19 protein-coding genes and 3 pseudogenes are annotated in these 25567 nt (G+C 36.4%); 2 read left to right on the top strand and 20 right to left on the bottom strand.

Annotated elements, in window-relative coordinates; all coding sequences use genetic code 11:
- Positions 1-297: 297 nt before the first annotated feature.
- From ORH16_RS18340 to ORH16_RS18260, 17 genes and pseudogenes are all read right to left on the bottom strand, one after another.
- The gene (locus tag ORH16_RS18340; RefSeq protein ID WP_322597314.1) at positions 298-1518 is read right to left on the bottom strand and encodes an ABC transporter permease; all 1221 of its coding nucleotides are present in this window, start codon (positions 1516-1518) and stop codon (positions 298-300) included.
- An 18-nt stretch (positions 1519-1536) separates the two neighbouring features.
- Positions 1537-2211: an ABC transporter ATP-binding protein gene (locus ORH16_RS18335; protein WP_265460375.1), complete on the bottom strand. Its 675-nt coding sequence runs from the start codon at positions 2209-2211 to the stop codon at positions 1537-1539.
- Positions 2198-3418 (bottom strand): efflux RND transporter periplasmic adaptor subunit, encoded by a 1221-nt coding sequence (locus ORH16_RS18330; protein ID WP_265460374.1) that lies wholly within the window; start codon positions 3416-3418, stop codon positions 2198-2200. The genes ORH16_RS18335 and ORH16_RS18330 overlap by 14 nt, the downstream gene beginning before the upstream one ends.
- Positions 3419-3582: 164 nt before the next feature.
- Positions 3583-3807 carry a hypothetical protein gene (locus tag ORH16_RS18325; RefSeq protein ID WP_265460371.1) on the bottom strand — a complete coding sequence of 75 codons (225 nt, stop codon included), beginning with the start codon at positions 3805-3807 and terminating at the stop codon, positions 3583-3585.
- A 401-nt stretch (positions 3808-4208) separates the two neighbouring features.
- Positions 4209-5324, bottom strand: a pseudogene (locus ORH16_RS19005) (IS3 family transposase).
- A gap of 165 nt (positions 5325-5489) precedes the next feature.
- Positions 5490-6299 (bottom strand): annotated as a pseudogene (locus tag ORH16_RS18310) (IS30 family transposase); the annotation flags it as partial.
- A gap of 12 nt (positions 6300-6311) precedes the next feature.
- A pseudogene (locus ORH16_RS18925) lies at positions 6312-6449 on the bottom strand (helix-turn-helix domain-containing protein); the annotation flags it as partial.
- Between the two features lie 483 nt (positions 6450-6932).
- Entirely contained in the window at positions 6933-7628 is a 696-nt protein-coding gene (locus ORH16_RS18305) for a winged helix-turn-helix domain-containing protein (RefSeq protein ID WP_265460369.1), read from the bottom strand.
- A gap of 55 nt (positions 7629-7683) precedes the next feature.
- Positions 7684-8376: a signal peptidase I gene (gene lepB / locus ORH16_RS18300; RefSeq protein WP_265460368.1), complete on the bottom strand. Its 693-nt coding sequence runs from the start codon at positions 8374-8376 to the stop codon at positions 7684-7686.
- Positions 8377-8391: 15 nt separating this feature from the next.
- Positions 8392-9075 carry a hypothetical protein gene (locus ORH16_RS18295; RefSeq protein ID WP_265460366.1) on the bottom strand — a complete coding sequence of 228 codons (684 nt, stop codon included), beginning with the start codon at positions 9073-9075 and terminating at the stop codon, positions 8392-8394.
- A gap of 33 nt (positions 9076-9108) precedes the next feature.
- Complete coding sequence (locus ORH16_RS18290) at positions 9109-10251, bottom strand: DUF916 and DUF3324 domain-containing protein (protein ID WP_265460365.1); 1143 nt, start codon at positions 10249-10251, stop codon at positions 9109-9111.
- A gap of 80 nt (positions 10252-10331) precedes the next feature.
- Positions 10332-11126: a WxL domain-containing protein gene (locus ORH16_RS18285; RefSeq protein WP_265460364.1), complete on the bottom strand. Its 795-nt coding sequence runs from the start codon at positions 11124-11126 to the stop codon at positions 10332-10334.
- A 73-nt stretch (positions 11127-11199) separates the two neighbouring features.
- On the bottom strand, positions 11200-11997 hold the full coding sequence (locus ORH16_RS18280) for a WxL domain-containing protein (protein ID WP_265460363.1): 798 nt from the start codon (positions 11995-11997) through the stop codon (positions 11200-11202).
- Positions 11994-12305: an LPXTG cell wall anchor domain-containing protein gene (locus ORH16_RS18275; protein WP_265460362.1), complete on the bottom strand. Its 312-nt coding sequence runs from the start codon at positions 12303-12305 to the stop codon at positions 11994-11996. The genes ORH16_RS18280 and ORH16_RS18275 overlap by 4 nt, the downstream gene beginning before the upstream one ends.
- Before the next feature lie 14 nt (positions 12306-12319).
- Positions 12320-15856: a pectate lyase-like adhesive domain-containing protein gene (locus ORH16_RS18270; protein WP_265460361.1), complete on the bottom strand. Its 3537-nt coding sequence runs from the start codon at positions 15854-15856 to the stop codon at positions 12320-12322.
- A 520-nt stretch (positions 15857-16376) separates the two neighbouring features.
- Positions 16377-17495: a tyrosine-type recombinase/integrase gene (locus tag ORH16_RS18265; RefSeq protein WP_265460359.1), complete on the bottom strand. Its 1119-nt coding sequence runs from the start codon at positions 17493-17495 to the stop codon at positions 16377-16379.
- A 646-nt stretch (positions 17496-18141) separates the two neighbouring features.
- Positions 18142-19295, bottom strand: a protein-coding gene (locus ORH16_RS18260; protein WP_265460357.1) for an IS3 family transposase whose coding sequence is annotated in 2 segments (ribosomal slippage) — positions 18142-19019 and positions 19019-19295 — 1155 coding nt in all. Because the reading frame shifts where the segments join, the coding sequence is not laid out codon by codon here.
- A 307-nt stretch (positions 19296-19602) separates the two neighbouring features.
- Between ORH16_RS18260 and ORH16_RS18255 the strand changes: the two genes are divergently transcribed.
- Positions 19603-20025 (top strand): hypothetical protein, encoded by a 423-nt coding sequence (locus tag ORH16_RS18255; protein WP_265460356.1) that lies wholly within the window; start codon positions 19603-19605, stop codon positions 20023-20025.
- Between the two features lie 688 nt (positions 20026-20713).
- Here ORH16_RS18255 and ORH16_RS18250 read toward each other — a convergent pair.
- Positions 20714-21925, bottom strand: a complete 1212-nt coding sequence (locus tag ORH16_RS18250) for a polysaccharide deacetylase (protein ID WP_265460355.1) — start codon at positions 21923-21925, stop codon at positions 20714-20716.
- A 110-nt stretch (positions 21926-22035) separates the two neighbouring features.
- Here ORH16_RS18250 and ORH16_RS18245 point away from each other — a divergent pair, with 110 nt between their 5' ends.
- Positions 22036-22164: a hypothetical protein gene (locus tag ORH16_RS18245; RefSeq protein ID WP_265460354.1), complete on the top strand. Its 129-nt coding sequence runs from the start codon at positions 22036-22038 to the stop codon at positions 22162-22164.
- Between the two features lie 657 nt (positions 22165-22821).
- Here ORH16_RS18245 and ORH16_RS18240 read toward each other — a convergent pair.
- Both ORH16_RS18240 and pepG1 read right to left on the bottom strand, forming a co-directional pair.
- Positions 22822-23274 carry a GNAT family N-acetyltransferase gene (locus ORH16_RS18240; RefSeq protein ID WP_265460353.1) on the bottom strand — a complete coding sequence of 151 codons (453 nt, stop codon included), beginning with the start codon at positions 23272-23274 and terminating at the stop codon, positions 22822-22824.
- Between the two features lie 840 nt (positions 23275-24114).
- Positions 24115-24258 (bottom strand): type I toxin-antitoxin system toxin PepG1, encoded by a 144-nt coding sequence (pepG1, locus tag ORH16_RS18235; protein WP_265460207.1) that lies wholly within the window; start codon positions 24256-24258, stop codon positions 24115-24117.
- Positions 24259-25567: the final 1309 nt, after the last annotated feature.

The raw sequence follows: 25567 nt of genomic DNA, 5'->3' as shown, positions 1-25567 counted from the left end.
AAAAACGTATTGACAATAAATAACTGAGAATATATAATAAATAAGAAGAGAACTTTGATTAGAAATTGTAAGTTAACCAAAAATTCTTATTCTTAACTAAAACAAGATATATTTATAAAGTTAAAATCAAGATTTTTTCTTATCATTCTAACTCTGCAGTATGGTCAGAAGCTTTAATAATACAAAAAAAGCAACCAGTTTTTTTACTGGTTGCTTTTTAATCTCGAGTAAAAGTCCCTATCTACTCAGATACTTTTGAAATCCTGAAATGACCATAAAAATTTTCTCATAGTTATATTATTCGTAACGCAGTGCCTCTATAGGATTTAACTTGGAGGCTTTCACAGCTGGCAATAGACCAAATATAATACCTACCACTAGGCAAAAGGCAAGGCTCCCCAAAATTGCTAGCAATGAAACAATGTAAGGATAATGCAATGTTTGAGTTATAATAAACCCGCCAACTAAGCCTATCAAAACTCCTAAGATGCCTCCGAGGACTGTAAGAACTATTGCTTCAATAAGAAATTGCCTTAGTATGACTTTTCTTCTGGCTCCCAAAGCTTTTTTTATGCCTATTTCTCTTGTTCTTTCTGTAACGGAAACAAGCATGATATTCATTACGCCTATGCCACCTACTAAAAGTGATATACTGGCAATACCTGCTAATAATATAAAGTTAGATTGATTAAATTGTTCGATACTTTTTTTTAATTCATCCATATTCATAATGCCATAACTATAATCCGATTCTGGCAAATTTTTATTTAATAACGTGGAAACTTCTTGAGCAGCAACCTGTAATTTTTCTGTATCAGTTGATTGGATAGTTATCTTTGGAGTGAGATTAACCGTTCCTAGTAAATTATATGCTTGCTTCTCTGGAACATAGGCTTCTTTAGAGCCAAACATGTAACTTAGTTGTGCATCTTTTGTTTCAAATACACCTTTAATTTGAAAAGGAATACTATTTACTTCAACATATTTACCAATCCCGTCATTTGTATTGCCAAATAGCTCCTCGTATAAACTTTTATCTAAATAGATGACTTGCTGATTGTCTTTAAAATCTGTCGAATCAAAATTTTCTCCTCGTATAATTTCCAACTGTTTCAATTCAGGTAAGTTTGTAGTAACTGCCGAAACATTCGCTTGAACATTAGTACTTTTATAAAAAATTTTGGTATCTTTTGAGTAAGAGATTCCAACATCCTGAACGTTTTTTAGTGATCGAATAGAATTCAGTTGTTCATCTGTAACCTCTGGGATATAGGGCGCTTTACGATCTTTGGCCTCGTTAAACAGCTCCTGATTAAACATGCTTTTTTTATTGTATTCGATCCCAATGGTATTGTTACTACCACCAATCATTTCTTTTTTTAAATTTTCAGTATTTCCTTCAATAATACTAAAAATACAAATGATTGCAGAGATTCCGATTATTATGCCCAACATTGTTAAAATAGATCTCATCTTGTGCGCTAAAATAGATCTAGTAGCAGTTAAAATTTCGTCAATCATGTACTGATCCTTCCGCTAATTTATTTTATCATCAATTATTTCACCATCTCTTAAAAAAACAGTTCTCTGACATAATTGAGCGATATCAGGTTCATGAGTAATAAGAATGATTGTTTTCCCCTCTTGATTAAACCGTTTAAAAAGGTCCATTATTTGTTCACTTGTTTTAGTATCTAGCGCACCCGTCGGCTCATCACCTAAAATAAAACTAGGGTTTGTTACTAAAGCCCGAGCGATTGCTACACGTTGTTTCTGTCCCCCTGAGAGTTCCATGGGATAGAAATCAGCACGGTCGCTTAAGCCTACTAATTTCAACATTTCCAATGATTTTTCTCTACGCTCTGAAGAAGAAATTTTTTTATATGTTAATGGCAATTCAACATTTTGTCTTGCGGTCAGCTTAGGCATTAAATTAAAATTTTGAAATACAAAACCGATTTTTTCATTTCTAAAATCTGCTAATGCATTATCTGATAAACTTCTTATGGAAGTATTCTCAACTTGATAGTCTCCAGAAGTAGCAGAATCTAAGCAACCTATAATATTCATCAACGTGGATTTTCCCGATCCTGAAGGTCCCATTATAGCGACAAGCTCGCCTTTATCCACACGCAAATTAATATTTTTTAATACGGGCAATTCTTCACTCCCTTGCCAATATGACTTTGAAATAGCTCTAAGATTTAATATTTTCCCCCACCTCCATTCCTTCTACCATTCCTTCTTTCGGGACGGCTATACTGTCAGTAGTAGATAGCCCATCTGTTACCTCAACTAAGTCATTTTCAAGTGCAATTGAAGTTATTTCGCGTAACTTGATGCTATTATCTTCGACCGACCATACATATTCTTTATTCCCTTTGGTAACAATATATTCTTTGTTGAGAATAATTTTATTGGCATCATATCCTGATGCCATAAGCTTAACGTATACATGGGATCCAATTGTTGGCATGTTTTCATTTTCATTTACTACTACTTTATAAGGAAATTTTGATAAATTAGGATTCTCATCTTCTTCTTTTGACGAATTTGAATCTTCAGAACTCAAACTAGCGACTTGCACCACTTTTCCTTCCCAACGTTGATTGTTATCCTCTCGGTTCACTATCTCAACCGGTTGTTCAATAGCAACTTTATCTTTATCAAATTCGGTCACACTTCCGTCTACAAACAGTTGTGAACTATCGATTATCTCGATGAAGTTTTCTTCTTTTTGTCTGTCTGCAGATTGATTAACTAAATCCTGATTCACCGTTTTTATAAGTCCCGCATTATCGGCTACCACAGTATCATCTTTCAGTTTCTCTGTTTCATTTTCATATATCAAATTAGCTTTTTCAAGCTCACTTTCGGCATTTTTCACTTCATTATCTCCACCAATCGCATCCAACTGGGCTTGCTTTAAGCCTTCTTCTAGTGTCGATAATTCTTCCTGAGTCGAATCTGCTGAATTTTTTGCTTTTCTTAGTTGCTCATTTTTTTGATTATACAAGGTCCATTTTATAGAAGCATTGCTTTTTGCCACATCTACTGCATTAGTTTTGACTGTTTTGTCAACTTCTGCTTCTTTCACTTTTAATTCTTGATCTGTTTGATAACTAAAAAGAGCCTGCCCCTTCTCTACTTGATCACCTTCGTTTACGAAAACCTCTTTAATTTTCCCTCTTGTACTATCAATCTTGATTTGATTACTATTATTTGCCACAATTTTACCCGCTAACATAGTTCCTGTCGATTGTAAATTAGCTGATATGTCTTTGACAATTTGAGATTCTACCGATTCTGTCTCGCTCTGATCAAAATCACTAGGGCGAGTAAACAAAAATATAATTAGGCCAAGTATAAGTATTCCCAGAGTAGTAGATATAGCCAATACTTTCTTCCTCTTCGACATTTGCGTCAAAACAAATTTCCTCCTATAGTTTGCGCCCGTACAACTAGTTCACGGTTCACAATTAATTTCTGATACGACATTAAACAAGGGTATCCTGAAATCCTGTATATATCTAAAAATTTAGTATTGCAAGCATGAAAAAATTTGAATGCAATTTATATAAATTATTTTTCCATCTGAATCTTCGATCCATCTTTCATGGTGTACTCTTCCACAGTTTTACCGTCTATTTCTTTTGTTTCCTTACTCACAACGTCTTTCTCGATATCCTCCTTAGTCATAGCACTTCCATCATCACTGCCTTTTTCCTTGTTCCCACAACCTGTTAATCCCAGTATTAAACCTCCTAGAATTGAAGTGATTAAAAAACCAGTAGCTAATTTTTTCATAACATATTATCTCCTTTTCATTTTGGTTACCCTTACATTTTTATATTAAAATAATGAATTTTATTTGAATCCAAAAAGAATTTATATAGAATAAATTGTGAGTTTTCAAATAAATAGGTTACGATGTAAATAGTATCCGTTTTGTCGGTTACAAAGATTTTAAATCAGTAACTACATATATAAAGCCTAAAGCCTATTTGTAAGGCTTCTATGGAAGAATTAGCTATGGAGGGAGGCATTCAGCGATCTTGGCGGAAAGTGAAGTAAAAAATACCCGATCATCACAAAAATTGGGAGGGATAATTGGTCCGAATTAGCAACTTTTTTCAAGTATCCCTCAGAATTGCGCCGCATTATATTGGAATTGAGTCAATATCTTGGATACATGTTAGTAGAGACGGTTACGCCATTTTTGCTTTTGCCAACTCTTCAAACTCCTGTGGGGTTAGATAGTGAATCGAGCTATGGATTCGATTTCGGTTATAAAATCCTTCAATGTAGCTAAATAGCGCTCGATTTGCTTCTTCAAAATCTGAGTAGCTAGTCGTGTAGACTTCTTCCTTTTTCAATGAAGCATGGAAAGATTCGATTCCAGCATTATCATAAGGTGTTCCCTTTCTACTATGAGAATGCCTTATTTTGTTGGTTTCAAGCCATTGTTCCACTTCTCTGGCTGTGTATTGGCTGCCCAAGTCAGTGTGTAGAATCATTCCTTCTGGAATGTCATAATGCATTTTTGCTTTGTTCAGCGTTTGAATGACACAATCCACAGTCATTCGTTTTGAAAATGTATAGCTAATAATCTTTTCCGTGTGTAAATCCATGATTGAAGATAAGTAACACCAACCATTTTTCTTAGTAGGAATGTAAGTAATGTCAGCTACCCATTTCTCACAGATAGTCTTAGTAGAAAAGTACTGATTTAAGAGGTTCTCTTTTGAAATAATCGGTTTATTAGACCTTTGAGGTCTATATTTTTTAACTACAATCGACCTTAAATTTAATTGTTTCATTAGCTTTTGGACATGTTTAAGAGATACTGAAATACCTTCTTTTAATAAAACTTGATGGATCTTTGTGGCGCCATAGCGTTGTTTATTCGTAAAAAAATTGTTGAAATTTTCTTTTTCAACTTATTATTTCTGATTTCTGTAACTGTCAATGCTTTGTTCTTATAAAAATAATAGACACTTCTAGGGATTTCTAATAACCGACACAACAAAGAAACAGTGTAATCCTTACACCAGTTTTCAATAAATTGAACAAGCGAATTTAGGTTTTCCGAGAGAATATGGCTGCGGCTTTTTTTAAGATTTCAAGTTCCTCTTTCAAACGAGCATTTTCTTTTCTCAGTTCAGCCACTTCTTTCCAGTCAGTCCTGTGGACTGATTAGGTAAATATAAATTCTTCCATTTGTAAATCGTTGCTTCAGATAAGCCATATTCTTTCGCCAACCCTCGAACAGAACGTCCAGTTTGATTCAGTTCAACAATCATCTGTTTAAAATTTTCCCAAATTTCAAGAACAAGTTAGCCAGTTTTGGCAACATGTGGAAAATGATTGTTATTGCTGGTTTCGTTGTTGAGTGGATAGTGAGTAGCAGTATGGTAGTCTGTGTGACAGTCTGGCAATAGCTAGACTGCCCAGATGAAAAGCCACTCCGCCAGATGCTCGCTGTCCACTCAATTTACAGCCAGACAAACTTCTCGTTCAAAGCACTCTTGCGGTGTTGCGTAATCTAATACTTTTCTTGGCAATTGATTCATTTGATCTGCAATTCGTTGGACCTCTTTTCTCGAACAGGTCTCTAAACTTTGAGACTTTGGCAATGTCCTACGAATCATACGATTATGAGTTTCATTGGTGCCACGCTCGCAAGAAGTATATGGATGTGTGAAATAAACCGGACAGTAGTCCTTCATTATGTCAGCTAGCAATGCAAATTCCGAACCATTGTCTGGTGTAATCGACTTGAACACGTGTTTAAAGCGAGTAGGTCCAAACTCCTGAATCAAATGAGTGATAGCATACGACACAGAATCAGTCTCCTTACTATCAATTAATCGAATGATTTCAAAGCGAGTTTTTCGTTCTGTTAAGGTGAGTAATGCCGTTTCTGAACCATTGCGTTTTCCGATGACGGTATCGATTTCAAAATGACCAAAACACTCTCGTGTCAGGACTTCTGCCGGTCGTTTCTCAATACTTTGACCCAGTATTTTTTTGTTTTTTCGGTTCCTTTTTGTAGTGGTCTTTCGCTTGAGTTTTGACAATAAATCAATATTCCTCACTTCTAAAAGCTGCGCATTAATGTACGCATAAAGTGTCGTTGTACAAACCATTTCTTCTGGTAAGAAACACTTTTCTCGTTTTATTCTGCCAACGACAGCATCAAGCGAATGCCCAACTTCTTTAAATAGTTGGGTAAACAATGCTAGAAAAGCTTTTACCTGGTTGGATTTACTTGGTCGATGGCAAGCTAGACGATGGTGTTCGTATTGCTTTTAAGCATACAACTCATCATAAGAATCAAAGAAGATTTTTTTACCATTGACCTTACGCACTTGGGTAACCGTCCCACGTTTTAGCTCATTATGAATGGTTTGAGGGGCGACCCCTATCTTTTTGGCAATTGCCCGATTGGATACTCCTTATTCATGACACGCAGTAATTCTTCCTCGTTCATGAGCAGTCAGGTGTTTTCCTTTTAGGCGAGGTGTGGTAGTCTGTGAGTACGTCATAGTGAAAATCTCCTTTATTGGTCGGTGTCGGAACCTCAATAATACGTGATTTTTCACTATGATGTTTTTTATTTGCCTAGGTGGCTAACTTGATTATTAAATTTGCGTGTTTAAAATTTTCTTTATATCGAGTCATAAAAATTTATCCTCTCGTAGATAAGTTTAATTTATTCTTGTCTCTACGAAAAGCTGTCTAAGATTTGATACTAACACCACTAGATATATTCGTCGAGTTTTATATCCTGTATAAATTTCGTTTAGGAACTACTCCAATAGATATTTTTTTAGTTTATCTTCGAGTAATTAGTATACGATGGTAAAACTTATCTTAACTAAATGAAAAGAGCTCTACCTTAGGAAAAAACCCAAGATAAGGCTCTCATTTTAGCCTATATTATTAAATATCTTTATTTCATCTGAAATTTTATAGCCTTTTTTCCAGTGCGTTTCGATAATTTGTTCTGTAAAACCATACCGAGCAAATTTCAAGCGAATCCGACTAACAATTTGAGAAAGTTGCGCCAAGTGTGAACTTGTCGTTTGACCATTCCACATCCGTTGAGCAACTTCTTTTCGCGTAAGAAATCCTTTTTTTTCATCAAATAGTATTTCAAACAATTGTCGTTCTTTTTTCGAAAAAGTACTAATAGCTAAATTGTAAGAATCATTAGTCATTTTATGTCTATTTGGTGGACATGACCGTATTTCCCTGAAATGTAGTTGCCGAGAAGATGACAATAACTCTCTTAGACTAGATAAAGAAATCCCCGTAGAGAATTTCGCTGTCAACCCCAATTTTTGCCATTCTTCGTATAATTCATCATTTAAGAGATCAGTATCACATCGTAAAATCACACAATTTACAATTTGTCCTTGGCGTAAAATAGTTTCGACAGTTTCGCTTGGTAGCGTCTCACTAAAAATTACAACAGGTAAGTCCAATACAAAAGGTGTTTTAGCTAACATGAGTGGTTCAACTAATTGTGTTGAATGCAAAACTTCATATCCTAAATATTCTAAATTTTCTTTCAACTGTTTATCAGCTGAGGGATTCGCTGTTAAAAGTAATACTTGATTCATTGGTTCCTCCTCACCCATAAATCATTTTTGGGTTTTTTGTTTACTATGATGCTTATCATAATTTTTTTGTATCTGTCAAAGGCAACAGTAATGTTTGTAGCACACCAATGATTTGATTCCGTGTAACTAGTCCATACTGGCGACTATCTGATCCATACGATCGATTGTCGGCTAAAACTAAATAACAATCATCTGGAATGGTTTGTTGATTCGTGATATCTAAGAGAGTAAAATTTGGGGTATATTGACCACCATTTCTTTGCGCATCATTTATGTCATCCACAAGAAATTTTTCCTCTACGCTCTCTCCATTAACAAAAAGTGTATCTTCTTTATAGTCGATTCGCTCTCCAGGTAACCCCACTACTCTTCTTACTTGTTGCGTATTTCCTTGCTGGAAATAGATTAAATTAAATCGCTTTACGTAGTCAGTTTTTCGAATGAGAACAGTGTCTTGATCGCGAAGTGTCGGCATCATACTGTATCCATTTATTACCACTATTTTAAATAAGAAGAAAAACAAAATCAGAGCAAGAAGACTAGCCATGACGATTGCATAGAAAAAGTCTTGAATGATATGCTTCTTTTTACTCCTTCTTCTCTTCTTTTTTGAGCTAGATTTCTTCTGATAACTAACGTTTCTACGACCAGATTTAGATAATTTAACTGCCTTATTCGTGGGAAGAGACTTTTGATTAGATTTAGAGCTTTTCTTCTTTTTACTTTTAGATGTCCTTTGTATAGACAAAGATTTTTTTTTTTTCTAGTCGTCATTTGGTGTACCTTCATCTTCTAGAGCGGTTTGATTAATTCTAAAGTAATCGAATGCAGCAGTTTCGTAGGTAATGACTTTCGAAATATCTGTAGTAAACTCGTCTACTAAAGTAGGATTTCCATAGAAATTTCCACTCTCACGTGTCGCATTCATACCTAATTGGGCTAGTGAAGCGTAATAGCGATTAAGTGTAGATTGTCCATCCGTTGTATTAATTGTACTTGCCTTATTCGATGTATACGCCGACAAACTTGTTGCTAAGTAGCGAATGTTTTGTTGGGAAGCTTCTTCGGTTTCAGATTGATTGGCTGCTTTTTCTAATTCGCTTTGAAAATCACGGACAAGAAAATAAGAGCGTACAATAGCTTTTTCATCTTCTGCAGACAAATTTATAGATTGATAATACAAACTATAGGCTCCTACACCACCGGATAAAAAACCTAAAGCGAAAAAACAACTTACGAAATAAATCCCTCTCTTACGTTTAGAGTTTAGACTTTTACATAGTTGAGACCAACGTTGTTTTTTTTTCTTTTTACGTGGAGGCTTTCTAGGAAGAGCTTTAAGTTTTTTTGTTGTGAGGATTACTTGAACAACAAAACCCAAAGCACTAAAAATAAAAATTAAGCTGAGCGTTATCAGTCCCATAATGAGCCAAGTAATTATACTCATTTATTTGTCTCCTTCTCTGTCTATCGTCTCTTCTTATTTAGGAGAACGTTTTTTTTTCTGATTCATTTTTCTTTTTTTTATAGAATCTTTCTTTTTTTTCTTACGTCTCACCCATCTAACTATCACAAACAGAAGAAGAACGAATCCAAAAAAAGCACCCACAAGACTCGCAACGACACCCCAATTAATTGTAGTATCTTGTTCTAAGCCGACGTCTCGTTCATTAAATTCTTGAGCCTCTCCCTCAGTTATCTCAAACTCTTCAGTCCATTCCCATCTCATATCTCCTGATGTGGCAAGGACATGTGCCGTATAGGTTCCCGGAACCATTCGATCCCCATTCATACTAATCGGGAAATCAATGAGAGAGTTCGGGGCCATTCTCATCCCAGTTGTTTTCGCTTCATACAACACTTCGCTACTTCCAGCGGAGGAAATTTGGGCCTCTATTGTCAGATCATTAAGAAAGGTTGCGACTACATTGGAAAGATTAACAAAAATAGTATTACGATAATTAGATTGACCTGCGTAAGCAGAATTATATTGCATATCTGGGGTTAGCTCGATGTCGTTTTCCTGCAAGACTATGGAAATAGCATAGGCATACTGATTAATAACTTGAGAGCCATTCGTTTCGTCCACATTATCTGTTTGACCGGCCTTCATCAATCGTAATCCTCCTGTGATAATTCCGTCAAAACTTGTTTCAGGCATTTTGATAGAAAAAGTGACTTCTTTTGTCTCTCCCCCTGCTAAGTCAACGCTAGCAGGACCACTTACTATATCTTCAAATGGAAACATGAGAGAGGCATCATTATCAATCGTATCATTATTCCATTCTATACCGCCTGATCCATTTGTTTTTGCGCCATTTAATTGTAATTCTACCGTAATCGCATCTGTACCTGGATTACTTAACGTAATGGTGATTTCTTGCTCCTGTCCAGGTGTCATCATTAGTCGATAATAATTCAAAGAAGTATCTACCTGGTTTTCAGGGAAATTCAAGGCATAAGTGAAACCAGTGGATACCTCTGAGTTATCGGAGGTTGCTTCAACCTTCACGGGATAAGAACAGCTAATCAAACCAAGCAAGATTACAAGATAGACAATAGGTTGTAAGACAAAATGGTGTCTTTTATTCGTAATTGGAAAAAATAGGGATAAATTTTTCATTATGTATAGAATTCTCCTTATAAGAAAAACAAGTTGACAAGATTCTTGCCAACTTGTTTTTTTCTATTTTAAAGTCAAGTTTATGCGAGTGCCCCCATTGTCCAAGTCACTACAGCTGTATACGTTCCTTTAGTCATAGAGTTTGCGACAGAAGTTGGAATCGTTAAGTTGACAGAAGAACCGACGGTTCCGACGGTTGTGTCAGTTGCGCCAGTACCGTCTGTTGTGCTACCCCATTCAAGCGTCCATTGACCAGAACCAGTTCCAGCAGCTGCTGTAACAAATGTCTTAGCTCCACCGTCAATAGAAAGTGTTTGAGTTGCTGTTTTACCTGAGTCTGCAATCGTTCCTTCGCCACTCGTTGCTATTAAAGGATTGATAAAAGCAATTTCTGAACCTGTCAATACGCTTTGGTCTGATGAATTTGTAAATTGAGTTGTCAACTGTCCACTGATAGTATATCCGGTATACTCACCAGTGACATCTCCCCAAGAAATTAGGTTACCACGTTTTCGCGTTGTTGATGTAGTGCTTCCGTCTTCCGCAGTAACTGTATCCGTAATGGTAATTGGTTGTGCTGAAGCTGTGCCTGTTCCGACTTTAATGGTCCCGAAATTTAAATTTGTTACGGCCGTAATACCTTTATCTCCAGGAGATGTCGGGTTAGGAATAACAGGGTCTACACCTGGAATTGTTTTCCCACCTTCTGGATCGGGTACGCCATCTTTACCTGGATCTAGTGAACCAGCCTCAACTTTGACTGTTCCTTGTGAAGTTTGAGATGATGGTGTCGCAGCATTTGTAACTGCTGGAGCTGTTGTTGCGACCCCTACTACTGCCAATAAAGCCACTGCACTTAATGTCTTGAATTTCATTTTTATTCCTCCTAAATATGGTAGTTTGTTTATTTACAAATGAGCCATTGCTCAACTTGTCTCGAATAATGTGTTAGCGTGTTGGTGCTGCTTCCAGTGTCCACGTAAGAGTAGTGGTATATTGCACTGGGTAAATTTTGGCTTCTTTGGGAACTGTCAATGTGACAGCAGAATTGCTATACGCTTGTTTGTTAGTGACATTATCAAGTACTGCTTTCCCTGAAGCATCTTCTAGAGGAGATAGGGTGGGAACTTGATTGGAGGTGTTCGTTTCCGATGCACCAAATTCGATTAGCCAGACTCCTTTTCCTTGACCGGCTTTACTACTTGCCACTGTATATGCGATACCCATCTCATTCAAAGCTAACGTATCCCGAGTAACCGTGGGGGCGCCGCTGGCACCACTAGTGTTGGCCCATCCTTTATCAAAAGAGAGAACAGCGCCAGTCAATTCTTGGTTTTCTAAGTCTTGTATAATATCACTATGAAATTGTTGGTTTTGCGTGACCGTCAAGTTCCAACCCGAAGATTCAGAACTATAGTCGCTTATTTGAATGTAAAATCCTCTGGCAGTTGTCTCATTATGAAACTGTTGAGCTAAAGAGAGGTACGTACGATTAGTATCATTAATTTTTTGTGAACCGAAGTTTAAACTTGATATATAATCAATACGCAAAGACCCTGTCGTAGAAGGGCCTTCTCCTGGATTCACAACCGTGGAAGGTGCTTCCGGATCCACTAAGTTACTTGTCCCTGGATCTTCAACAGTCACCTTTCCATTAATATCTTGCGTACTTGCGTATACTTGAGGAACACAGAAAAGAGACGTAAAGAGAATTAATCCAACACCCAGTATCCATTTTTTTTTCATTCACGTTCCTCCTTCTCTTTTTTCCTCCGGCGATAGAAGAAAAAAAGTAAAGCTAAAAGGAGAATTCCTCCACCAAGTACACTATAATTTCTGATTTGATCGCCTGTTTGAGGTAGTTTCCCTCCAGTGCTAGGTAGACTAGTAGACGTAGAACTGGAAGGGTTGGTAGACTCCTCATAGAAAGTAATGCCCCCTTCCACTGTCCCTTGACCTCCATTACCTGTGGTGGCCGCAGCTCTAAGAGGCAACATTCCTATAAGGATGATTACCAGACAGGAGAAAAAGAAAACTTTCAATTTTAGTTTCATATGATTCTCCTCCTCTATGGTTGACCTGCCATGATTGTCCATGTGATAACGCCAGAATAAGTTCCCACACTTGAAACGGTTGTTTTAGCAGGATCAGCAACTAACTGTAAACCTGTCATTGTAATGTCCTTTTGTTCGCTTACAGTAATTTCTTTTCCCCAATCACTGGTGATGTCTGTCGTACCACCTGTTGTGCTGGTATATACTGCTTGATTATTAGAACTTAGGGTTACTTCCTTCTTATCATTTGTGACGTATCGGATCGCGTCACTCATGATGGAACCTGTGCTTGTATTTTTCATTTCGGTTGTCACTGCTGCATATAGTATCCATCCGTTTGTTTTAGAGGCACGAGTATCTGTAATGATTAATTTCCCAGACGTCGTAGGATTATCCACACGCTGCGTTTTTGCATTATATGTCAGACTTCCAAAATCAACGGAAGTGGGTGCCGATTGTAAAAATAGCAACCCTTTGACAGTATAGGTAACCGTTTGAGTAGTATCTGTAATCTTTAAAGCTGTCTCATCTGTTGGACGTGATACAATTTCATACCCAGCTGTTTCTAACGCACTAAGTTGTGTTTGTACTTTTGCATACGTTGTAGACGTTAGATCAATCGTATCTCCGACATAGATAGGGGTAACAATGTTATTTGTATCTTTTTCGCCAGCTGTTAAAGTGTACCCATCTAGGATAGTTCCTGCTTCGTTTTCAAATTGAACTGTGATGGCAGCATTCATATTGATGACAGTAACGCTAATGGTTCCTGTTATATCAGAGGCCAATCCCGATACTGAAGATGGAAGACTGATTGTGACAGTATATGGCGTATTAGGTGAGATATCTTTCAATCCGCTTAAACTACCTAAATCCGTTACAGTAAAGTCATTTACATCTGACCAACTAGTTTTTTCTCCCCCAGATACGCTATATGCAGTGGGGTTACACTTGGATAAAATATAGGTACTTAGCTCACTATCTGTCATATTACGAATATCTGCGTAGGACAACTCCAATGAGTCTCCACTAAGATTCGTGGAACTATCATAAACTATTAGTTCAGCTGTTTTTGTCGTAGTATTTGGTGCAGAGAGTCCTGCACTATCTACAGCAAGGTCAGATACAGTTAGGCTAACTTGTTTTGTTCCAGCAGTTTGCATCAGGGTAGCCATATCAGTTGAAGCAGTATAGCTGACAGGATAGCTACTCGTATCCGTTACTCCTTTATCCGTAATTGCACTTACAAATGCAGTTGCGGCTGGGGCAGTATCTCCCACATATGCATAATACGTCTTAGTCGTAACTTCAGGCGGCGTTTTATCTAGAACAGTTGTAGTTGCTGTTGAATATTTCCCAGCACGCCAACTGTAAACAGAAATCTCATCTCCAACATACAAAGTTACATCATCGGGAAGGGTGAATTCAAAATTCCCATTATCATCTGCCAACGCATTATAATATACCAATTTTCCGCTAGTATCATAATTATTAGAACTCGTTAGTGAACCAATAACAGTTCCTTTCGCAGATATTGTGACATAAGCATTTGGATTTGTAACTCCAGAAATTTTTTGACCATCCGTACGAAGTCTATTATCTGAAATATCATTAATATCTATAGTTACATCTGGAATCCATTCATAGAGTATTCGTTCAGAATTTTGAGTATCATATCCATCATTAGTAGACATAAAACTGTTAGCTATGCTCTGCTGCGAGCTATTAGCTGTTTTAGTTCTAATGGTTGTTTGTCGATACGTGATATTCGCATTGTAAATAGGAATCCAACTTTTATCATAGGTATCGTCACCAGCAGAACTATTGCCAGAATTCCACTGATAAACACTTTGAATATCCGCAGTAAATGTTCCATCAACCGAAGATGTTCCCATGCTAACAAGCGTAGCATTTGGATTTCCTCGAGCATCCAAATCTACACGATATGCATCTGAAAACTTAAACGTCGAGGTTGTTGCAGGCGCATTGATTAAATTTCTTACCCCTGTCGCTTTTTGTCCAGCTTCTTCAGTTAATGCTGCTGTAAACATTCCTCGATTCCCAATCAAAAGGGATCCATTCACCGCAACAAAATCACTTGTTGCGGTTGCTTGTTCTGTTCCAACAAAAGAGGCCTTACCGTAATCTTTGACAGTAAAACTGGAGTTAGCTTTTAGATTTAGCGCAGAACCACTAGTTGCACTTGCGGTTAGGTCAAGTAATCCTTGAGGGGTAGAGTCATCAATAAATTGAGCATTGTCAGATCCCACGGTTACTGTACTATACTCTGCCAACTCAACCGCCGGTCTACCACTTGCATCATTATCTATGGTTGCCTTAAGTGTTCCACCTGCCAAAATATTTAAATCTGAATATTGATATAACTTGATTCCAGCATATTTGGATTCTGTAGTGTTTCGATTACCGTCTGCTAATAAATTTAATGTTCCCCCATTGTCAATTGTCAAATTTGTTCGCTGACTAGCCGAACCACCACCTAGAAAAATACCAGTACGTGAAGTATTTCTGATGTCCATTGTTAGGGTAGAATCTGCTCCCACATAGAGCTTTCCACCTTTTTGAATGTTTATCCCTGCGTAATAATTTCCATTACTTGTATAATATCCCCATGTTTCGCCAGAACTTCCCTGTGAGACCATATTGACAGTTGCTTTACTACGAACAGCAACGTATGGAATTGTTCTTCCGGAAGAAGTAGGTACTGCTGCCAAATAAGATCCTATCAAAAGGCCATCACCATTCTCAACAGTGCAATTAAATACAGTATTATCATCAAAAATAACTCTGTAAGCTTCTAAGCCACTTTGATTCGGGTATGTTGACCGTGTTACAGTATTATTGTTTCCGGCATTATTTCCGTTGCTATAAGTGACTGTATATTGATTTGCTCTTGAAATCACATTGTTAGTTCCTCTAAAGTATAATGTTGTTGTCCAAGAGGCTGTTAACTGAGACCCTTCGTAAGTAGTGTCTTCAAATACCATAGTAGTAAAATTATAATTAAGTTCAGCCCCCATAAAACAACCATACGGATTTTGAGAATACATATGTATATTTTTTATATAAAAATTATGAGGTGTAGCCCCATCTGGATATGACCAACTGACAGCTCCTGTATCTAGTTTAAACCCTTGTCCGTCGATGACATAATCCCTTCTGTTAGAAGGGGCGTTACGTCTAATTATTCCAATACCCAAAGTATCACTTACAATATCGTTCCCTAATTTTATATAATCAGCTGTACCATTTAAAATTGCTGAATTCAATTCAGCAAAAGTATATACAGTGACAACCTCTTGTGCTGCTGCTTCTGTCCCCCAATTAGCATCTGAATCAGGTTTATAGGTAACACCATAATCAAAATCAAACAAAGATTCACTGGTAGTATTTAAAATTGTGGAATCTTTCTGAGAAGATTTGTCTGATTCACTAGATAATGCTAATGTATTTGTTGTTAAAGATAAATTGTATAGAGAAAGTGTTATAACAACAAAAATTACTAAACCCATCTTTCTAAATATTTTTTTCAAGATAACCCCTCCTTTTATAGAAAAATAATTTTTAATTATTTGAAAAGATACTTTTGCAATCAATACTTTTTTTTAATAATATCGATAATTAAGCTAAAGGCAACTGTATTTAGATTGATTCTAGCTGTAATATTTTTTTCTGATTGCGTATCCACCTAAATGTATTTTTTCCTTCACCTTAAGTTCCGTAAACTTTAGTTTTCAATTCTTAAAATTCATTTATCTATGTTTTATTAGAATAAATTTATTTTAATCAACTTGACAAACGAAATTGAAAAGCTCTAATAGGGAAATTCATTGTATCTTTTACATTTTATACATGATTACATAGATTTATCCTAATATTTTTGCATTAACTTTATCTTGTTTTAATTAAGAATAGGATAAAAATTAGAACCTTGATACATCAACATTGTTCGTAAACTATCGACGGCGAATGACGGCTTATCTCAGCGAATTTCGTATAGATAACGCTTACGTTTAACGTTTGAACTTATGGCTCTACTAGTACAATATTTTTTTAAGATATATAGGCAGCTATTTTTTCTATTGTCTGTAAGCGTTGATCCATTAGAACATCTGAATACACATCTAATGTTAGTTGAGTAGATTTGTGTCCGAGCAATGCACTCACTGTAGGTATATCTGAGAGTGCTTCGAGGCAACGTGTCGCAAAGGTATGACGTAATTGATGAAAATGGATATGCGTAAGGTCTACTTTTTTTCTTATTGTATGAAAATAATTTGTAAGTAGTCTTGGCTCACATGGACCATCATTGTTCGTAAATACCCATCTGTTCATTGCATTATTATGTTTGTAGTGTATCAATTTCTCTCTTAGATAGGGGGTCATAGGAATCACTCGAATTGAATTTTTGGTCTTCGTCTCATCAATGTGTATGTAAGTTTTAGCAGTTGTTTTCCCTTGATCTAGTATACGTTGACATGTTTTTGAAACCTGAATGATATTTTTATCAAAGTCTATGTCGTGCCATTCTAGTGCAGCAATTTCACCTATTCGCATTCCCGTGTGTAAAGCAATTAAAACAGGTAACCCCTTCTTTTCAGGTTCTTGGTCCGCAGCTAAAGTTAATTTTTTTTGTTCGGATAATGAGAGGGACGTTACCTTAGTCCAGTCCCTTTTTGGTAATTTAATGAGGGACAAAAAAGTAGCGTCACATTGAATACTAGACAATCCTGAAGACAGTATTTGTTTAAATAGGGTAAAGATAGACTGAATCGAACTCATGCTTAAGTGGTTGCTTTGAAGTTCTTCAATATATGAATAGATACTTTCTTCATTAATTTCGTATAATTTTTTGTGTTTGAAAATGGGTAAAATATACTTGTTTAATTTGTAGTGATAATTTGAAAGTGTCGTCTTTTTTACTTGTAGTTCTATCCGCCTCAACCAAACCGTAACCCATTCCTTGAAAGTCAGACTAATTTCTGGTCTAGGTTTCATGACCGTGGGTTGATAGCTTGATTTAAATACGTTCAACACGCGTTTTGTTTCTTCTCGAGTATTCCGATACACATATCCGTATTGAATAGATCCGTCTAATTTTCTCCCCTTAATGTATCGACCTTCCCAACGACCATCTTTTCTATGATATATATTTTCTCCTTGTCGGCTCATAAAAACATCCTTTCAGTTTGTTTGACGGTTTATTCTACTAAATTAAAAATTGTCAGTAAAGCTCAAAAAAAAGTGTATTGACAATAAATAACTCGGAACATATAATAAATAAGAAGACAAATTTGATTAGAAATTTTAAGTTAATGAAAATTTCCTATTCTTAATTAAAACAAGAAATATTTATAAAGTTAAAATTAATTTTTTTCTTGTCATTTTAACTATACGGTGCGGTTGAAATCCTTACTAATCAATACAAAAAAGCAACCTGTTTAAAAAAAGACAGGTTGCTTTTTTGTATTGATACTATTTCTTTTTTTGTCTCTTTCGTTCTTCAAGAGTGATGAGTTAGTCAAGCAAAGTTGACATGCAAAAGTCTATTTTCTTGACTAACTCACATTGATAAAATCAAAAAATTAGCCTCATAGCACTATATTTCACATGCCACGCCTTATAATAACCTAATATTTAAAATCATCTTAATCATAGAAAATGAGTTATAATATAGTAAACAATTGTGGAATGGCAACCCCTATTTTGACAAAAATTATGTAGTGTATGTATAACTGCATAGCCCGATTGCCCTTGACAACGAGCCTCCCTGGATGTGATTGCCTCGGTGCGTGGCAGGTATTCAAGAATCTTGCCCCTACTCAGCGCGAACACATCCAGGCTCATTATCAAGGGGAGGCTGCGCCAATCTCAGATTTCGGTAGCCGACGAGCGTTTCATAGCCAAGTGATCCATGAATTCGTAGATGATTCCACCAATTCACGTAATCAAACACCTGTAATTGTAGCTCAGCCAACGTCTCGAATTTACTTGGATAAACAAATTCTACTTTAAACGATTTGTAGGTAGATTCGGCGACGGCATTATCGTAAGGACAGCCTTTTTTGCTTAAGGATCGTTTGATCTCGAAGACAGTCAAAATCTCATCAATCGTCTGGTTATCAAATTCCTTTCCACGATCTGTGTGGAATAATTGGACTTTGGTCAGTGGGTAGCCGATGCGTTGAAACGCTTGCTTCACTAACTGTGCATCCTTGTTTGGTCCACATGAATGACCAATAATCTCACGGTTAAATAAGTCAATGATAAAGCAGACATAGTGCCACTTCGCACCAACGCGCACATACGTTAAATCTGTAATAATTGCCTCCAAGGGTTTCCGATTGGAGAAGGAACGATTGAGTTGGTTGCCAATCGGTGAATGATTCACGGAAGCAATGTGATGACGAAATTTAGCTTTCGTATAATTGGACTTCAAGCCCCGTGAAGCCATGATTCGTCCGATTTTTCTTCGGCTGACAATCATTCCCCGTCGAGCCAGAGCAAACTTGATTTTTCGTGTGCCATAGTTTTTCCGGCTATGTTCAAATTCTTCTGTGATGGCTTCTTGCAACTCAGCCTCGCAAGGTGGTGCTTTTAGTTGATAATAGTAGGTTTGTCGAGAGATATTTAAGACTTTACACATCGCTGATATCGAGTACTTATGCTTGTTGGCATCAATTACTTGTCTTTTCGTCCGAATATCAGCGTTGCTTGCTTTAAAATATCATTTTCCATTTCCAACTGTTGGTTTCGTTTGCGGAGGGCAATTAGTTCCTTTTCGGCAGGTGTTAAGTTATCTGTTTCTTTGAACGAGCCGCTTTGTTTTGCTTGGTGCAGCCATTTATCAAAGGCCGACGGTGTCAAATCGTATTCGCGGATAATGTCTACTCTGGGCTTTCCTGAATTATACAGGTCAATCATTTGTTGTTTAAATTCTTTGGTGAATGTTCGGCGTTGTCTGTTTGACATAAGATGTTCCCTCCAGTGTGTTTCCTTCTAGTTTACACACCACATCTTTTCTGTCTAGTCTAGTGTAGCCTATCCAATTGCAATGATTTGAAAAAAATTTTTTTATCTTTGTTTTTAAGTTAACCTAGTCCAACTTTTCTTTTATCTGATATAACTTATTTTAAAATCAAGTCAATGCCATTTGTGTTAAAATTATCTTTTCAAACAATTAAAGTAACCCCTCTATTATCAGGGTATACTCTTCCTAATAAATATAGGCCATTTTCCCAATTGAAATCTACAATTATCAAAATACTAAGGAGATATTATGAAAAAAAAATATACCACTATAATAATTCTTCCAATAGCCATCTTCGCTATTTATATAGCAGCTTTTTCTTTCAAAAATACACTAGATAAACAAGATTATTTTAAAGTTCCAAATTCGGTCAATCAAGTAGTTATTACATCGGCTAATTATTCTTTGCCACCTGAATATGCTGAAGAAACAAGTAAGACTTATACATCAAAAAAAGATGTAAATAAATTTGTAGAAATATTTGATTCGTTAAGTTTAGGAGAAGTAGATAATAGTAACTTGGTTGGGGGAGAAACTATTAGTGTAGATTTTTATAAAACTGGCCAAAAAGTTAGGTCGTATACTTTCTATAATGATGATGTTCTAAAGAATAATAAAACTTATTCTGTTAAAGGAAGTACCATAAATAAATTATTAGATGAAATGAAATAATCTAGTTAACATGGGAATCAGACATAGTTTCTGTTATTTAACAACCTAGTAGACATAATGCCGATTATCCAAATAATCCCGCCAAATCACCATCTAGCGGGCTTTTGCTTGTGATTTTTTTTAAGTAGTAAAGTGGAGTCTCATTATAAAAAGAGGGGCAGTTGTTAAAGCGAATTGCAACATATCAGATATTTATAGGAGATATTTTAACTATGCCCTGTCCCTACTTTTCAGTATATCATGAATCTAGTGATTATGAATTGTTTGTTCTAAAGAGTCTAAGTAGACTACATCTTCTACATTGTTAATATGATGACGAACCAAGTTATTAACAGTAGTAGGAGGGAGTATGGATAGATAATAATCCTCTTCAGAAATAATGGGAATAAATTTTCGTGCTAGGACCGTACCTGATAGTTCAATCTTACCTACTTTAATCAAAGGCAGAAGGCCTTTATTTTTTTGCCCAAATTTGAATGAGTGAAACCAAAAATAGGCTTTTAGATGAATAGGATATTAGGAGTGTTTTTCGGATCTATAATTTATGTTACTGAAGAATCAAAATTGATTCTTCAGTAACATTTTCAATTTTAGGTATTAAAAAATATCGCTCGCTAGTATGATTAAATTAGCTATTTGTCAGCTAGTGTTGGTGAAGTGAAACCAGTAGAATAATGTCATAGTTCTTTTAATTCGTCACACCATGATGAGCGGGAAAACTGTCCAACTCTAATTTTTCAAAGGCAAAACCATTTGCTTTGCCATACTCAATAATTTGTTTTAACGCATCGGCTGATGTCTGCTTGGTATCATGCATCAACACGACATTATCAACATCTTCTTTTAAGTTCGTGGTCACGTTTTGATAGGGAATTTCAGCAGAGGATTGGTTGCTGCCATCGCCGCTAGAAACATTCCAATCAAAATATTGATAGCCACGATCCACGACTTCTTTAACAAGAGCACTCATAATCCCTTGCGAATAATTAGCGCTGATACCATTTGAACTACCACCAGGAAAGCGAATAATTTTCGATTCTTCTCCAGTAATATTTTGTACCCGCTTGGAGATTTGTTCCAAATCATCAAAATAATTATTAATCGATGCATAAACCTCCGCATAGTCATGACTATTGGTATGGAGGCCAATAGTATGACCTTCATCAAAGGCCTGCTTAATCAAAGCATCCGGACCGCCACCTACGACAAAGAAGGTCCCCTTAATATTTTCCTCTTTTAAAATTTGCAAAAACTGCGGCGTAGTTGTCTCATTCGGTCCATCATCAAAAGTTAAATAAATACGCTTCGTCACAACATTGACGATTCGTTGAATTTCATGGACACCGCCGGCTGCATCGATAACTTGATAGATCAATTCATAGCGGCCCGGCGTTTGGGTGTCGACGTTGCCAGAAACCACTAATTTATCTTGAATGTTCGCATCATCACCGCCACTCACCTGAACGCCAGCTTCATGATAATCCCGGCCGATATACAAATTCATTTCACTTGGACCTTGGAGCACCATCTCAACCGGAGCCACAGTTTTCGGCTGAGTAACCGAAACCTTACGAATGACATGGCTTTTCAAACCGAAATAAGAAACTGTGTAATCCAATTGATAGTCACCGGCGACCCGAGAATCCACCTGACCGTCAACATGATAAGCAGTTTTTGGCAAAGTTTTATTCTGGTTTTTTAATTTGACACCCGGGTCTTCAAAATTTTGATTCAGCGTTACCTCAATATTGTCGGCCCCCACTAATTCCAATTGTGGGAAATTTATGTAAAAAAGGCTACCGAATCCGGCAATTAGCAGGACGAGTAGCCCAGCTACCACCATGTTCGAATTTTTTCGCTGTCGCTTTCGGCGGCGCCGCTGCAATTCTCTTCGATTCATTTGTATAAACTCCCTGTCCCAAATTTCATCAATACTTTTCAATTAGTATATCCGAAAAGTATTGAAAAATTCAAATTAAAACCCTAAGGGCCTTGAATGGTGGTGCTAAGTTGAAAAAAATTGGCAAGGAAGCTATTCCTAAGCATAAATTCCAGCTCTATAATTTATTAGGCCGTGACTTTAGTGCCTCAAAAGACAAAATAAATAAGTTGAAAAAAATAAAACGAATGATGCTCTGACGTTGTCACTTTGAAACACTAAAACTAAAGTCCTAATATCGGAAAAATACCGGAGGCAATAATTGAAGAAAAAATCGGATAAGATCTAGGAAAAAGAGCATTAAAGCTTTAGGTTTTAGCCATTTAATCCAAATTTCATTATTGAATCGGATATAACTTGACTAGAAATTTTTTAATGGTGTAATATACGCCTTTAAAAAAACTAGATGGAAAAGGTGTGGACATATTCCTGGACTAAAATTGAACTCAGGAGGAATGTTTGTATGTTCTCCTACATTTCCAAACGTTATTTAAATCATTGATTCACACAATGCGAATTATAAAAAGTAACACACCAGACTAACATTTGACGCGCGTTTGCTTGTGAATTTTGAAAACTAGTCTGTTTTAAAATTTTGAAACGTGAAAAAGTTGCTATTCCTCATTCGAAAAGTAGTTAAGATTTTTCAGGTGGTAAAGTGAAGGCCTGTTATGAAAACATCTTTTAATAAATGAACACAAGTTTTTGATACTATCTAACACCAAGCACCACAAGAGAAAAATAAAGGTTCAAAAACTTTTAAGTTTCTGAACCTTTTCGGATGTTTAATTTTGAATACATGAAATCCGTCGTTAGTGGAAAAAATCATAGTGCACTCCTACCATTAAAAAATTATACTAAAGTCTTTTCATCATTTTTACTGTTTCTGTTTTGTAACCTATACTCTCGTAAAGTCTAAATGCTCTGGTATTTTGTGAGAATACATTAAGCCCAACTGCAGAATACCCATTTTCTGTTGCCCATTCTTCAGCTAAGGTCATCAATTTTTTTCCAAGTCCATTTCCTTCTGCGGATTCACTAACTATAATCCTAGAAATATAACCGTATTTTTCTCCGCTTATCCAGTCGACATCGGTTTCTAACTGAATAAAAGCAATAATGTGTCCAACTTGTTTTACGACCATAATAGTATTGGATTCATTTTCTAAATCTTTTTCCATCAAGCTAGCTTGTTTTGCTTTAAAGATTTCTTCAGGTACGCCGTCTGGGAGAGTGAAGTCTGAGAGTCTTGAAACTAGTTCTAGCAATACTTCTTTGTCAGTAGCCTTATTATATTTATCAAATTTCATGTTTATCTACCTCTAAATTATTCGTTTTGTTAAATTTATTATATCAATGAATTACACTGAAATGTAATATTATTGAATCTGCTAAACCCTGAGTTAGTCTACATAACATTCATTATAACAAGTAGCCCGCCAGACCAGCGTCTGACGGGCTTTCCCTTGTGAATTTTTGAAAGTTAACGGTTTTAAAATTTTGAAACGTGAACAAGTCGCTATTCCTCCCTCAAAAAAGTTTGTGAAATTTTTTAAGTAGTAAAGTGGAGTCTCGTTATAAAAAGAGGGACAGTTGTTAAAGCGAATTGCAACATATCAAATATTTTTAGGAGATATTTTAACTATGCCCTGTCCCTCCATACTAGTATATCATGAATCTAGTTACGCTTATGAATTCTTTGTTTTAACGAGTTCAAGTAGTCTAAATCGGTCGCACTGCTAATATAGTAACGTACCAAATTATATATAGTAGTAGAAGGCAGTACGGATAGGTAATAAGCTTCCTCAGAAATGGTAGGAATAAATTTTCGTGCCAGGGCTGTGCCAGCAATTTCTACTCAAAAGTTTGGTAATGACAGCTGCAATAGTATTCTTACTCTCATCTGGTAATAATAAAGTAACGTCCGATACGGACAAGCACTGTTCATTGCACCAAAAAACCTGTACTACTTGTTTTTCTTTAATTGTAAGATGTTCCATGCTATCACTTTCTTTCCATATGTTAAGTTTTGTGCTAAAATAGAAGTAACAAAAGAGGACATACGTCAATATGCCCTCCAAATAGAACCGTTTAAGACGGTAGCAAAATTGGTTTAAAAAGTAACCGTGATCTCGCCAAAGATTAGACGGTTACTTTTTTTTGTCGTTTTTAAGCAAGTCCACAATCAATTTTATCAAGGCAATGGTAAACATACCAAAACTCAATAACAATTGAATTGTCTCTAATGCAGACAAAAGGCTTCTCCTTTCATAGATTTCAGCACTTACATTCATAAGCACCACCACCTCTCAAAGATAGCCACTGTCATAACTTTTCTACCTGTTTAGTATATCATAAATAAAATTCGTCAGCTCCCAAACGAAAAAACAAGCCTCAGAATTTCTGGGCTTGTTAAATTATCAAAATACACTCAGAAAGGCAAAGCGTCGTCTGAATAAACATGCCAGCCTTCCACTGTTCAACCCCGAACAGCTTCCTTTCGATCGATATAATCAATCGCTTTTGTATACTTGCTGCTCAAAGGTGAAATGAATTTCGCCTTTGAGATAATCCCTGGTGACGTGGACATTAGTTATCCCCTTCTTCCAGCGCTTTTTGTTCGTTTGCATTGCCTTTGGTAACTGCCTATTGTGCGAAGTGAGTAAGCTATTCCTTGATTCTATTTTCAGCCACACTGAGAACATTTGTCTTAGCCGTTGTCGTCAACACGACATTATCATCCGTACGGTCAAGTTTCAGTGTCTTAATCCTATGGTTCAGCACTTCAGTGATTACTTTTGTTTGACGCTCAGAGTAGCCCGTCCGTCTCCTCAAGATGTCTATCAGTTCTTTTAATTCCTTTCAGACACGTTCTGCTATCTCGTCTGAAAGTAGCTCTAAAAGAAGCTGATTTTGGTCTGAATTTTTCACTCCGAAAAACCAACTCTTCAATGACTTCACCATAGGACCGTTTCCCAATGTTATATTTGTACTCCTCCAACCAATCCTTCGTTTCTTCTGAGACATAGGCCTTCACACGGGCCAATTTTTCTTTAAAATAGCCCCTTCTTCTGTTGTCATAATGTCACTCTCCATTCATAAACTTGTAAATTTCTTGGACTTTTTGCAACTCTTTTGTATTCAATTCCAGCACCGCTAATGTTTGTTTTTGTATTTCTGAATATTTGTTATCGAGCGCTTGGGCCTCTGAACACTCTGCCACATTTGGCAATCAATTCACAATGAAAACATTGATTGATTTACCGGACAGGCGGACAAGTTCTTTGACACGATTTAACTTATCTTCGGGTAGCCCTCGAATTGAAATTTTTGGGGGGATTTGGGAAATTTTTGACCAAAGCAAGACCTCCTTGCAAACGGGTAAGCATTTTTTAGAAGCCCTCATAAATGGGCGAAGCCTATTTTGAGAGTCTTTTAAAAAAGAGCATAAGAGAAAACTGGCACCATTATCATGCCTATCCCCGCAGTGCGGGGGTTTTCAATGGTGCCAGTTTCAATTGGTTTAACACATGATTTGTGTAGGGTTAACACAGTCTTAACACATTACGAACACATTATTTGTGCTAAAAACACATAATTTGT

It is taken from the genome of Enterococcus sp. HY326 (genome assembly GCF_026157065.1).
Classification (GTDB): domain Bacteria; phylum Bacillota; class Bacilli; order Lactobacillales; family Enterococcaceae; genus HY326.
The sequence above is the reverse complement of the archived record's forward strand: the minus strand, read 5'-3'. Positions and strand labels throughout refer to the sequence as shown.

Coding starts and splice junctions, on each gene's coding strand:
- ORH16_RS18330 (WP_265460374.1), bottom strand. CDS start 3,418: ATGTCGAAGAGGAAGAAAGTATTGGCTATATCTACTACTCTGGGAATA.
- ORH16_RS18325 (WP_265460371.1), bottom strand. CDS start 3,807: ATGAAAAAATTAGCTACTGGTTTTTTAATCACTTCAATTCTAGGAGGT.
- ORH16_RS18305 (WP_265460369.1), bottom strand. CDS start 7,628: ATGAATCAAGTATTACTTTTAACAGCGAATCCCTCAGCTGATAAACAG.
- ORH16_RS18295 (WP_265460366.1), bottom strand. CDS start 9,075: ATGAGTATAATTACTTGGCTCATTATGGGACTGATAACGCTCAGCTTA.
- ORH16_RS18290 (WP_265460365.1), bottom strand. CDS start 10,251: ATGAAAAATTTATCCCTATTTTTTCCAATTACGAATAAAAGACACCAT.
- ORH16_RS18285 (WP_265460364.1), bottom strand. CDS start 11,126: ATGAAATTCAAGACATTAAGTGCAGTGGCTTTATTGGCAGTAGTAGGG.
- ORH16_RS18280 (WP_265460363.1), bottom strand. CDS start 11,997: ATGAAAAAAAAATGGATACTGGGTGTTGGATTAATTCTCTTTACGTCT.
- ORH16_RS18275 (WP_265460362.1), bottom strand. CDS start 12,305: ATGAAACTAAAATTGAAAGTTTTCTTTTTCTCCTGTCTGGTAATCATC.
- ORH16_RS18265 (WP_265460359.1), bottom strand. CDS start 17,495: ATGAGCCGACAAGGAGAAAATATATATCATAGAAAAGATGGTCGTTGG.
- ORH16_RS18255 (WP_265460356.1), top strand. CDS start 19,603: ATGAAAAAAAAATATACCACTATAATAATTCTTCCAATAGCCATCTTC.
- ORH16_RS18250 (WP_265460355.1), bottom strand. CDS start 21,925: ATGAATCGAAGAGAATTGCAGCGGCGCCGCCGAAAGCGACAGCGAAAA.
- ORH16_RS18240 (WP_265460353.1), bottom strand. CDS start 23,274: ATGAAATTTGATAAATATAATAAGGCTACTGACAAAGAAGTATTGCTA.
- pepG1 (WP_265460207.1), bottom strand. CDS start 24,258: ATGAATGTAAGTGCTGAAATCTATGAAAGGAGAAGCCTTTTGTCTGCA.